Genomic DNA, 12,835 nt, shown 5'->3' on the forward strand with positions numbered 1-12,835 from the left:
TTTGCATTCCTATTTCTTTGAAAGACAAGCGTTGATCGGTGTAAATAACCCTCGGTTGGGGTAATTGCTCAAACGGTTTACTTCTTCAGAGTGAACCTATATATTGTTTGGGAGAAGTAAGTTTCGCCCGGGTTCAGTAACGTGGATGGAAAGTTCAATTGGTTTGGGGAGTTTGGAAAGTGTTGGGTTTCCAAACAGAATGAACTTCTGTGGGTGTATGGTTCACCTCTCTTTCCAGTTTCGCTTCCAGTAAGGAAATTCCCTCCATAGAATTGAATGCCCGGTTCAGTGGTAAGTACCTCCATCATTCTTCCTGTTTCCGGTGAGTATACACTAGCAGCAAACTCGAGCTCAGATGCTGTAGCACGGTTTAGCACAAAATTATGGTCGTACCCTTTCCCAAACTCTAGCTGGGTGTCCTCATCGTCAACTCTTGCCCCAATAGTATTATACTCTGTAAAATCAAAGGGAGTATCTTTTACCGAAAGAACTTCTCCTGTTGGAATCAGATCTGCATCAACAGGGGTAAAGGATAGCGCATTGATTTTAAGCTTATGGTTATTGATGGTTTTGCTACCCTCACCGTCTAGGTTAAAGAATGCATGGTTAGTAAGGTTCACGTGGGTTTTCCTATCCGTAGTAGCATTGTAGGTAATAACCAGCTCATTGGCGTCGGTTAGCGCATAGGTTACCTCGGTGCGTAAATCCCCTGGGTATCCTTCCTCCAAATGCTTCGAGAGGTAAGTTAACTTCAGGGTTTTATCGTCAATAAGTTGAGGTGTCCACACAACGGTGTGGAAGCCATTGTCTCCACCGTGCAGGTGGTTTGGCCCATTATTAATGGGGAGTTGGTACTGTTTCTCATCAATAGTAAAAGTAGCATTGCCAATGCGATTTCCATACCGGCCTATGATTGCTCCAAAGTAGGGCTCCCCCGACCTGAGGTACTCATTTATTGAACGGTATCCTGTAACAACATCATCAAACACACCATCCTTGTCGGGTACTATTATGCTAACAATCTTTCCGCCGTAGTTGGTTATATCAACCCTCATCCCATTGGCATTCTGAAGGGTAAATAGGCTTGTCTTTTGCCCATCAAGTTCGGCATCAAAATCATCAGCAGCTAGTAGCACAAGTCCGGGTGCATACTTTACCTTTTGGCCGCTATTGCAACTTCCTATGATGCAGCAAAACGAAAGGGCAATTAGCATAATTGTAACTTGTTTTGAGGTCATAACGAATATTTTTTAGCGTTTGTAACAGCATTGGGTTAATACATCTTTTCAATGTTATGGCCTAGCTGCTGGTATTTTTCGTAAAGCCGTTGATACATATCAACGTACTCTGGACGAGGAGTATACTCTTTCTCGTATCCATTGCCCATCAGCTCTTGTGCCTCTTCGAAGGTTTGATGCACACCTGCAACCACAGAGGCCGCCATTGCCGATCCAAGGGCACACGTTTGATCGTTTTTAGCCACCAGGATGGGCATGTTGAGTATATCGGTAACGATTTGCATTACGAACGGCGACTTTTTGGAGATTCCGCCCAGAGCAATAACTCCCTCTATCGGGATTCCCTCCTCTTTAAACCGCTCAACAATGCGTTTTGACCCAAAGGCTGTAGCTTCCACTAGAGCCCTAAATATTGCTGGGGAATTGGTTCCTAAGTTTAGTCCAGCAATTACACCCTTAAGGTTATGATTTGCATCGGGGGTTCGCCTGCCGTTGAACCAGTCGAGGGCAACAACACCTGTTTCCTCAGGATTTATTGACTCTGCTGCTTTCGATAGCTCAGCGAGGATGGAATCCGAAACAATATCAGTAATTTCCTGAGCTTGTTCAGGAGCTACTCCGTTGATATTGGGAATAATATGTTTAACTGGCCACATCAACACATCCCTAAACCATGCGTACACATCGCCAAAGCCTGACTGGCCAGCCTCTAGCCCCATCATACCCGGAATAATTGAACCATCCACTTGACCGCAGATACCTTTTACACACTTTTGGCTTACAGCAGCTGTAGGAGCAACCACCATATCGCAGGTTGATGTACCCATTACCTTGCTCAGGTAGAAGGGCTTAATCTGTGCACCAACGGCACCAAGATGTGCATCGAAAGCCCCAACACCAATTGCCACATCGGAAGGTAAACCTAGTCGATCGGACCATTCAGAGGAAATGGTTCCAAAAACCTGATCGGAGGTATAGGTCTCCGTGTATAGTCTTTCGCGTAAACCAGCAAGTAGGGGGTCTAGCTTAACCAAAAATTCTTCAGAGGGTAATCCATCCCATTCGGGATGCCACATTGCTTTATGACCTGCAGCACATCGGCTGCGCTTTATTTGATCCACATTTTTAGTACCACATAGCAGTGCCGGAATCCAGTCGCAATGCTCCACCCATGAGTATGCAGCGTTCCTAAGGCTGGGGTCGACTCTGAGCATATGTAAAATCTTTGCCCAGAACCATTCCGAGGAGTAAATTCCCCCCTCGTACTTGGTAAAATCCACACCGCCCCATGTTGCCGCTAGATTATTGATTTCATCAGCTTCTTTAAGGGCGGTATGATCTTTCCATAGAATGAACATAGCGTTTGGGTTCTCCTTAAATTCTGGTGTCAGAGCAAGGGGCACACCCTCCTTGTTAACAGCCACAGGGGTTGAGCCCGTAGTGTCTACCGAAATCGCAACAATACAGTGGGCGATTTCCTTTCCGGCCTCTTCTATGGCTTTCCCAACGGCTTTTTCAAGGCTCTCGATGTAATCAAGAGGATGTTGGCGAAACTGATTGTTAACCTTGTCGCAGTAAAAATTATGGCTCCATCGTTTGTAGTATGAAATTCCCGACCCCACTTCTTCTCCATTTTTGGCATTAACAATTATTGCCCTAACGGAATCCGTCCCATAATCGAGGCCTATAACATATTTATTCATTGAATCTGTTTTTTTTGTAAAGTAATACTTACTTCTTTTGTCCATAGTAGGCATCCTTCCCATGCTTGCGTAGAAAATGTCTATCGATCAGATGTTGGTCGATAGGTGTTTCATTACCAAGTAGTTCGGTGTGAAAGGCCATCTTGGCTACCTCTTCAAGTACAACTGCGTTATAAACAGCATCCTTGCCATCGTTACCCCAAGTAAATGGGCCATGGCCGTGGACAAGAACCGCAGGCATAGTTTTGGGGTCAATGGATTCAAATCTTTCGACAATTACATGGCCTGTGTTTTTCTCGTAATCATTTTGGGTTTCGTCGGCGTTCATTGGCCTTGTACATGGAATCTCCCCGTAAAAATGATCAGCATGTGTCGTTCCGTATGTTGGTATAGACTTTCCTGCCTGAGCTCGTGATGTTGCCCAGGGGGAATGGGTGTGAACTATCCCTCCAATATTGGGAAACTTTGAGTATAACTCTAAATGGGTAGCAGTGTCCGACGATGGATTTAACTCGCCAAACACCCTATTACCATCCAGGTCAACAACAACAATGTCGTCTACCTTCATATGCTCATATTCCACCCCGCTAGGCTTAATGGCTACCAGGCCTGTGCTTCGGTCTATGGCACTTACATTACCCCAAGTAAATACAACCAACCCATATTCCTTAAGCATCAGGTTAGCCTCAAGAACTGATTTTCTCAGGTTAAAAAGCATATGTATATGTTTTACTTTTTGTTAAGTTGATAATACATTTCGTTCCAACGTAGCTGATCTTTAAAACTATGGATCTCCGTCTTCTCATCAATTTGAAGGTACTCCACACCAGCCATATCAGCGAAGTATTGCATATGTGCTGGCTTGATGTCGAAGCTAAAGCCAGTATGGTGTGCTCCGCCAGCCAGAATCCATGCAGTTGCTGAAGTCCTAAGATCTGGATCAGGTATCCATAATGCTCTGGCAACAGGAAGTCTGGGGAGTTGCTCGGGCTTTACGGCTGTTACAGTATTTACAAGCAAGCGGAATCGATTACCCATATCGAGCATAGTTGCATTGAGAGCTTTCCCCTGTTTGGCGCTAAACACCAATCGAGCAGGGTCTTCTTTCCCTCCAATTGAAAGAGGGTGTACTTCAAGGCTTGGTTTGGTTTCGGCTATGCTTGGGCATACCTCAAGCATATGGGCTCCAAGAACTTTCATCTGATGCGGATCAAGGTGGTAAGTATAGTCCTCCATGAATGAAGTTCCACCATTCATCCCTTGAGACATCACCTTCATACAGCGAAGTAGGGCAGAGGTTTTCCAGTCACCTTCGGCACCAAAACCATAGCCTTTTTCCATTAAGCGTTGCACTGCCAGACCTGGCAGCTGCTTTAGTCCGTGCAGATCTTCAAATGTAGTGGTGAAAGCCTTGAAACCACCATCCTCAAGAAAATGGATCATCCCAAGCTCTATGCGGGCAGCTTCAACAAGTTGAGACTTATTGAACGAGTTGGCCAGGAATTTGGTATCGAGGCTGTAGGTTTGGGAGTACTCATTTATCAATCCCTCAATCTCAGAATCGGAGACCTTATTTACAAATCGAACCAGTTCTCCAACACCATAGCCAGCCACAGACCATCCGAACTGGATGCGTGCTGAAACTTTGTTTCCTTCGGTTACGGCTACATCGCGCATATTGTCACCAAGCCGAGCAACCTTTAAACTTTTTGATTCATTCCAACCTAGAGCTGCTCTCGACCAGCTGTTCAAATCAACTATTAGCTGTTCGTCTTGCCAGTGTCCCACTAGCACTGCGCGGTTCAAGTTCATACGGCTACAGATATAGCCAAATTCACGATCGCCATGGGCTGATTGATTCAGATTCATAAAATCCATATCCATATCATTCCACGGGATATCGCGATTAAACTGGGTATGAAGATGCAGGAATGGTTTCTGGAGAATTTCTAAACCGTTGATCCACATCTGAGCAGGCGAAAAGGTATGCATCCAACAGATAACCCCAATACAACTACGATCAGCATTAGCTTCAAGGCAAATCTGGGCAATTGCTTCACTTGAGGTTAAAACCGGTTTTGGCATAATTTGAACCGGAATATTTTGACTGTTAAAGAACTTAACAATTTCGTTACTATTTTGGGCAACTTTTTCTAATGTTTCATCACCGTATAGGTGTTGGCTTCCGGTTAGAAACCAAAGAGAGGTTGTGCTATTCATTTATTGTTTTTTTTGTGTAAATACTAAACCAGTTCAAAGTAGTCTCCATTGCTGATCAGGTAATCGTACTTTTCCTTATCAAACATGTAAAGGAATGCTCCTCTTTTTGAACTGGACTTATCCTTCTCATCTAGCATGGAAAGAACCTTCATCGACAGAATCTTCTTTCTAAAGTTTCGCTTATCAAGGGGGTGTTGATGTATTGCTTCGTATAGTTTTTGCAGCTGAGGAAGCGTGAACTTCTCGGGTAATAGTTCAAAACCAATGGGTTCAATCACAGTTTTTCGTTTCAGCCTTTTCATTGCTTTACTAACCATTTCGTTGTGGTCGAAGATTAGTGGAGGCAACTCATCAATAGGAAACCAAACGGCACCATGCTTCTGCCCTAGCTCCTCATCATAATCAGCTATGTTAATCAATGCGTAGTATGCAATAGATATTACCCGTGCTTCAGAATCACGTTTTACTTCCCCGTAGGTTTGTAGCTGTTCAAGGTAGATGGTTTTTAACCCTGTCAAATCTTCTAAGATACGGTAGGCAGCGTCATCAATCCCCTCATTCTCTCGAACAAATCCCCCCATAAGCGAGTAATTATCCTTATGCGGTTCAAATTTTCGTTTAATAAGCAGCAGCTTTAATTTACCTTCGTCAAACCCAAAGATAATGCTGTCTATTGCTACGTAATGCTTTTCAAATCCTTGATAGTGCGAGTGTTTTGCCATTGTTACCAGAAATAAATATAGAATACTATTGTAATACCTAAAATGATAATGGTGTTAATTACATCCCATTTATTCCAGCTGGCTCGAGTTTCGGCTAGTTGTTCAGCGGTTGCTGAGCCATATGTAAGGCCTACAGTTTTGGATGCATCAGCTGGTTTGGTAACGAAAGATACCAAAACAATAACTACAATACAAAGGAAGAACAGGTAAATTGAATAATGCAGCCAGTTAGGTTGAAGTATTACTTTATAGAAAAGGCTATCGGGGCTTAGGGAGTTGGCGAATATTGTAGCAACAAGCCTTGTCATTCCGAGAATAAACCCTGTAAGTAGACCCGTAAATCCAGCTGTTGGAGTAGCCCTTTTCCAAAAAACCCCAAGTAAGAACACCGATGCAATACCAGGGGCGAGTAATGATTGAACGTCCTGAAGGTACGCATACAGCACTTGGCCTATTCCTCGCATTACTGGGATCCAAAGCATACCCAGAATCACTATAACTACAGTTGCAATTCGACCAACTTTTACCAAATGCTTCTCAGAACTTTCGGGTCGAATCTTTTCATAGAAATCTTTTGTGAAGAGAATAGCTGAGGAATTAAATAGCGAAGCCAACGAGCTCATAAGCGCAGCTATAATTCCTCCAACCACAATTCCTCGAACCCCAGCAGGGAGCAAGTTGCTAACAAGAGTGGAGAAAGCAGCATCGGAACTACTAAGTTCAAGTAAACCCTTTTGACTTAGGGCGTATGCAATCATTCCGGGAACTAAGAAAATAAATACTGGTAAAAGCTTGAGGTAGCTGCCAAAAATTGTGCCTCGGCGAGCCTGTTTCTGATCCTTGCCAGATAGTACCCGTTGTACTATGTATTGATCGGTACACCAGTACCAAAAACCGATTATGGCAGAGCCGAGTAGAACCCCGGTCCACGGAAAGTCGGCATCGCTATGTGATCGCATTAGGCTTGTCATTGAGTCACCATGCGCTGTTACCTTTGCGCCACAAATGGTCATCATCTCATTCCATCCGCCAAGTTCCTGTAGGCCTACCACGACGATAACAATTGATCCAAGGAGCAACACTGGTAGCTGCAAAACGGACGTGTAAAGTACGGCTTTCATCCCACCCAAAACGGTGTATACCCCCGTAACTAGTACTAGACCAACAGCACCAATCCAGAAAAAGTCAATCCCCATCCATTCTTCAATACCAAATACTTCCTTGAAGACGATACCCCCTGCGTAAACCGTTACAGCAACTTTTGTTAAAACGTAACTAACCAGGGAGATAATGGATAGAAAATTTCGTGAAGCGGTATTATAGCGTCTTTCAAGAAATTCAGGCATAGTAAAAACTTTACTTCTAGAGTAGAAGGGTACAAAGACCCACCCAAGTATAAGTATTAACCATCCCTGCATCTCCCAGTGAGCCATGGCCATCCCAGTTTCGGCACCAGCACCAGCAAGGCCCACAAGGTGTTCAGAGCCTATGTTTGAAGCAAAAATTGATGCTCCAATAGCAATCCATCCTGCATTCCGCCCGGCCAAAAAGTAATCGGAAGAGGTTTCTTCTTTCTGGCGAACTACCCACCAGATTACAAGAATCATTAGAAGGATAAATGCTCCTAAAACCAGCCAGTCTAAAAGTATCATATTCTGCTAATTAAAATATTATCAATAATCCTAACTTGAATTACGTGTAAAAATAACACTAATATTCAAACTAAAAAAGAAATGGTAATCAATTATCAGATTGAGAAATTTTGCCAAATACTGGAGTTTACCCTTTTGTGTTTCTTTGTGAATTCTGTTATCAACAGTAAACAAAGGAGAAGGGTTTCATACCCTTCTCCAATGATAAACCAATAAAAAAGCGTAAACCTAAAACTTAACTCAACCTAAACCTAAACCTTATTTTATGAATTTCCCTGTCCTGGATAACCCGGATTTTGCTTCAAGTTGGGGTTAGTAAGCATTGCGCCTTCAGGAATGGGGAAAATTGATTTCTGTATAGAGGTAGGATTGTGGTTCATCCAAGTTTTGGTATGGAACACACCAAACCGGATAAGATCTTGCCTGCGCCTTGCCTCTAAAGCAAACTCCCATCCAAGCTCATCGAGGAAACGACCATACTGAATATCGGCACCTCCCTCGGGGCTAGTTACAACGCCATTCTGATACCATCCATAGTTGTAGCTACTGCCCATTTCTAACTCAGCACCAGTTACAGTGGCTTTACTGGGATTATCCTTAAAAGCACGTTCCCGAACCTCCGATACAATTAGTGCAGCAGGGCCTGATTGTCCCATACGAAGCAATGCCTCGGCTTTCATCATGAGTATATCGGCATAGCGGAAGATAACAAAATCGTTGCTTAAAGCAGCCTTGGCACCCACCTTTATTTCGTACTTACCAAGCCTATAACCATTCTCCATAGTAGGAAGATCACCGTAGTCGCCTCCCATACTGGGCAGGTAGTTATCGTAGGTAAAGAGCACCTCATCAGTGTTGTACTTATACTGATCGCCCATTATCCATGTATCCTGCTTACGGGTATCATCAGGATCGTAAGTATTAATAAACTGAGGAACTCCGCAGCTGCCTCCCCAAGGTTGTGACTCCATATTAAGTACAAGCCTGTGGTTGGGGTTTAGGCTCTTCATATGCTGACTCCATTGCGTAGCCAAAACATCATCGTAAGGCACTGCCCAAATAATTTCCTTCGACCCCTCGTTGTCGGTTAGGAAGCTTGTTTTGTAGCTATCCTCTAGCATATATGGTGCGTGGTCAATTATCTCTTGGGTATAATCTATTACCTTTTGCCAATCGGGTGTACCTGTGTATACCTCCTTATTTAGGTAAAGCTTAGCTAATGTAGTAAAGGCAGCCCACTTTGTAAATCGGCCATACGAGTTAGTATTCACCTCTGTTTCCAGATGATCTAGCACGTCAGTTAGCTCAGTTACAACAAAATCGAATACTTGTTGCCGTGTGAACTGTTGTGGTGGTTCTTCATCGGTAAAATCAGTTGCAATAGGAACATTACCATGGCTATCGACTAAAATGTAGTAGGACCATGCCCTAACACCTCTCAACTCCGCTAAAGTTTTATCGTAGATTTCACCCTCAAGAGGTATGTCACCGGATTCAATTTGGTAGATAACCCTGTTCGCATTATTAATAATGCTCCAGCAGTTATTCCACAGGTTGGTTGGTTGCCATTGGGTATATGTCCATTCATGGCGGTGCATACGGTGATAGGTTCCCCCATCATACCATCCATTTGGCCTCGCAGGAGTAACTACTATATCGGCGGGCTCCTCCATCACATCAAAATAGCCTTGCCATCCCATCATCATAGCTCGCATAGGAACATAAACGGGCGCAATTAGGGAAGCTAAATCGTTTTCCGTTGGGTTAAAATCCTGTGCTGCCAGCGATGAGTACACAGTTTCCTCTAAATCTGTACATGAAGGGGTAAAGGTAAGCAGAGGAAGCGCAACCAGAATTGCTGTTATTATTCTTTTATGTTTCATAACAATCAAATTTTGATAATTAAAACTTAAGATTTACACCAATGGTAAAAGTTCGTGTGGTTGGGTACTTATCCCTTTGGTCATTCCCTGGGTACAAACCAGTAAAGTTAACCTCGGGATCAATGCCCTTGTAGCCCGTAATGGTAAAACAGTTCTGAGCAGCAACATACACTCTTGCCGAGCTGATATGCTTAATGTTTTGCGTAGCAAAATTGTAACCTAATGCAATATTGTCAATTTTCCAGTAATCACCGTCTTCAACGTAGTGGCTTACGTATGCAAGGTCGTTGTTTAACACAGCTTTATCGTACACTTTATCGTAAGCTGAGGCAAGCATATTGTATTGGGTTACTCTGGGGTTCTCGTAGTATAAGCGAGTGAAGTTTAAAATTTGATACCCAAAAGCACCGCGCATCGATATGTCAAGATCAAAGTTCTTATATGAGAATTGGTGATTCCAGTTAAGCACATGCTTAGGAATACCATTGCCTAGCACCTGCTTGTCGTCTGGAGTAGATTGATCTATTGGAATGCGTGTCCCGTCGGGCTTTTCTATAATCCAACGGCCATTCTCGTCAATATCAACCGACTTATATCCCCAGAAGTTGCCAATTGAACCACCTATCTCAATACGGTGGGTGTACTCCTGTACTGGTTCACCTGTATGGCCCTCGTAGAAAAAGTCTGCATCGGTTGAGTAGGTGTCGTTCGATAGTGATAGAAGCTTCATACTATTAGTAGAGTAGGAAATACTAGTACTCCACTCAAAATCTTTCCCCCTAACTGGCACCAGACGGATAAGTGCTTCAATCCCTTTGTTCTCAGTTTCGCCCACGTTAGCCAGCATACTGCCAAATAGGAATGGAGGAACGGGCACGGTGTACCACCAAAGCATATCGGTAGTATGCCTTTTGTACATATCGAAACTACCGCTGATCCTATGATTTAGTAAAGCAAACTCCAGTCCAAGGTTATACTCCTGTTTTTGCTCCCAGCGTAAATCTGGGTTTGGGTTCTGTGCGGGTGTTAACCCTTGTATCCACTCGCCCTGATAGTAGAAGCGCGAAGCGTAGCTCAGGGTGGTTAGCGACATGTATGGGTCGTTGGGTTCAGTTCCTGTTACCCCAAAGCCTGCACGTACCATTAGGTTATTAAGAATTTCAAGATCTTTTAAAAACGACTCTTGGCTTATTCTCCAACCAGCCGAAACTGAAGGGAAAGTTCCCCACTTGTGGTTTGCACCGAATTTCGAGGATCCCTCCCTACGTACGCTGGCCATTAATAAGTAGCGATCGTCGAAGTTATAGTTTAATCGGCCAAAGAATCCGATTAGTTTATTCATACTTCTATAACTGCTTATTGGAGCTTCGCCACGAATTAAGGCGTTTCCTGACCCCATATTGTTGTAAGTGTAGTTGTCGGTTGGGAAGTCCCAGTTCTGCATCCAGAAGTTGTCGTACATACTCTCTTGATAGCTATATCCACCTAGAGCTGTAAAACGGTGCTTATCTAGCTCAAGGTTATAGTCGGTGGTGAATTCTAGCAGTAAATCATCTGAATTAGTAGCTCCTCTAGAGGCAAACCCATTCCTTCCATACTTGGTGGTAGATACGTGGTTCTTAGTTTGATAGAATCCAGTAGCATTGCTATTAGAACTTTTCGACACCAGTAGCTTGAGGTTCAAATCTTTTATGGGCTGGTAAATGATATTACCAGATAACCTTTGGCTTTTCCGCTTGAATTCACCATCGGTTTCCTGGATGTAGGCTGATGGGTTGTCGTAGAAATATACATCACGTTCAATCCAGTTTCCTTCATCATCCATTGGCCTATCCGTTGGATTGCGGATTAGTGCTTGGCGATATACATAGCTGTTGAAGCTATAGCCATCGCCTCCTGTCCAGTAAGTTTGCTGGCGAGTTAAAAGATTAACATTGATCTTTAACTTATTATCGAACATCGAATGGGTTGCATCAAGGCGTAGTCGGTAGTCCTGATTGTCCGATTTAAGGAAAAGACCCTCTGTTTCCCTGTAGTTGAAGGAGCCAGTGTAGCTAGAACTTTCCGAAGAACCCATAACCGTGAGGTTGTGGTTGTGACTAATTGGATTTGCTCTGGTAACCTCCGAAAGCCAATCGGTATCATACCCGTGATCAATAAAATCATACCCCTCACTTATCAAGCGACGATAGTCACTGGCATCGAGGAAATCGAGTTGGCGAGCAATGGATTGAACGGCTACATATGAGCTGTAGTCAACAGTAGAAGTGTTCCTTTTGGCCTTGCGGGTAGTAATAAGAATAACACCATTGGTACCCCTTGTACCATAAATTGCCGCAGCAGAACCATCCTTTAAAACATCGATGGATTCAATGTCCTCAGGAGCAACTGTACTAAGGCTGCCTGGGATACCATCAATAATTACAAGCGGACTGCTAATACCGTATACGGTTGAGAAACCACGTAACGATATTTCGGTACCTGCGGTTGGATCACCACTTGTAACCCCAACCCGTAAGCCAGCAGTACGACCTGCAATTAGCTGAGCGGCATCGCGAACACTACCCTTTTGAAAGTCTTTCTCGTTCACACTGGCCACCGAACTGGTGATGTCACCACGGCGTTGTGTACCGTATCCAACAACCACAATCTCATCGAGTTCAGTCATTGCGGTATAAAGCGACACATTGATAATTCGTTTTGTACCCACTGTTTCCTCGTGTGTTTCGTACCCAATAAACGAGAAAACAAGAACGTCAGTTGGCCCACTAACGCTCAGCGTGTAGGAACCTTTGTCATCGGTTGATGTGCCAGCGGTTGTCCCTTTTATAAAAACCGACACACCAGGCAAAGGCTCGTTGGAGAGCGCATCGCTAACTTGCCCAGTTACTACATTGGCCTGTTGAGCAATAGCAAGAACATGCTCTGTTTCAGAAGTAGTTGAGGCATAGCTACTACTCCCAAAACTAGGCAATAACCCGATAGTAAGAACCAGAACTAGGATGTGTCTGGCTCGTAAAACTGCGAGTTTACTCATCTTAATAGCTTTTTGATTCATGTGATGTTTTTTTTGTTTAACATACTTTTTAGGTGGAGGTCTGTTTCCCGGAGACCAAGACCGGCATTTTTGCTTAAATAGGTTACCTACTTTATAAGTGTCAATTTATAGGTGTTGCATATACACTTATTATATAAAGTGTAATATTAACACTTTTTTAATATAACCGTAAGAAAACATTAACTTTTTTTGACAATACAACCCAATATCTAATTAGTCTAAATTAATGCAGTGGTTTTGGACTTTATGAGCAGTGAGCAAATCGTATTAAACCTTTAGTTCCAAGTGTTCAGGCTAGTATTATAATGCATTATGAGAGAGTAATATATGAACAAGTTTAAACTCTAAACTTTACTCTT

Annotated in this window: 8 protein-coding genes; all 8 read right to left on the reverse strand. The window is 43.4% G+C overall.

Translation table 11 applies throughout. The annotated features are described in order from the left end of the window. Positions 1-77: 77 nt before the first annotated feature. On the reverse strand, positions 78-1,238 hold the full coding sequence (locus tag G8O23_RS12435) for an aldose epimerase family protein (protein WP_166365302.1): 1,161 nt from the start codon (positions 1,236-1,238) through the stop codon (positions 78-80). Positions 1,239-1,273: 35 nt separating this feature from the next. After that, on the reverse strand, positions 1,274-2,941 hold the full coding sequence (locus G8O23_RS12440; RefSeq protein ID WP_166365304.1) for a ribulokinase: 1,668 nt from the start codon (positions 2,939-2,941) through the stop codon (positions 1,274-1,276). A gap of 28 nt (positions 2,942-2,969) precedes the next feature. Further along, a complete protein-coding gene (gene araD, locus G8O23_RS12445) occupies positions 2,970-3,659 on the reverse strand; it encodes an L-ribulose-5-phosphate 4-epimerase AraD (RefSeq protein WP_166365306.1) in 690 nt (229 codons plus the stop codon). Positions 3,660-3,670: 11 nt separating this feature from the next. Further along, the gene (gene araA / locus G8O23_RS12450) at positions 3,671-5,161 is read right to left on the reverse strand and encodes an L-arabinose isomerase (RefSeq protein WP_166365308.1); all 1,491 of its coding nucleotides are present in this window, start codon (positions 5,159-5,161) and stop codon (positions 3,671-3,673) included. Positions 5,162-5,184: 23 nt separating this feature from the next. Further along, positions 5,185-5,883, reverse strand: a complete 699-nt coding sequence (locus G8O23_RS12455) for an NUDIX hydrolase (RefSeq protein WP_166365310.1) — start codon at positions 5,881-5,883, stop codon at positions 5,185-5,187. Positions 5,884-5,885: 2 nt separating this feature from the next. Then, positions 5,886-7,535 carry a sodium:solute symporter gene (locus G8O23_RS12460; RefSeq protein WP_166365312.1) on the reverse strand — a complete coding sequence of 550 codons (1,650 nt, stop codon included), beginning with the start codon at positions 7,533-7,535 and terminating at the stop codon, positions 5,886-5,888. Positions 7,536-7,798: 263 nt separating this feature from the next. Further along, positions 7,799-9,418: a RagB/SusD family nutrient uptake outer membrane protein gene (locus G8O23_RS12465; protein WP_166365314.1), complete on the reverse strand. Its 1,620-nt coding sequence runs from the start codon at positions 9,416-9,418 to the stop codon at positions 7,799-7,801. Between the two features lie 19 nt (positions 9,419-9,437). Then, positions 9,438-12,455, reverse strand: a complete 3,018-nt coding sequence (locus G8O23_RS12470) for a SusC/RagA family TonB-linked outer membrane protein (protein ID WP_166365316.1) — start codon at positions 12,453-12,455, stop codon at positions 9,438-9,440. Positions 12,456-12,835: the final 380 nt, after the last annotated feature.

The organism is Perlabentimonas gracilis, assembly GCF_011174675.1.
Taxonomy (GTDB): Bacteria; Bacteroidota; Bacteroidia; order Bacteroidales; family Tenuifilaceae; genus Perlabentimonas; species Perlabentimonas gracilis.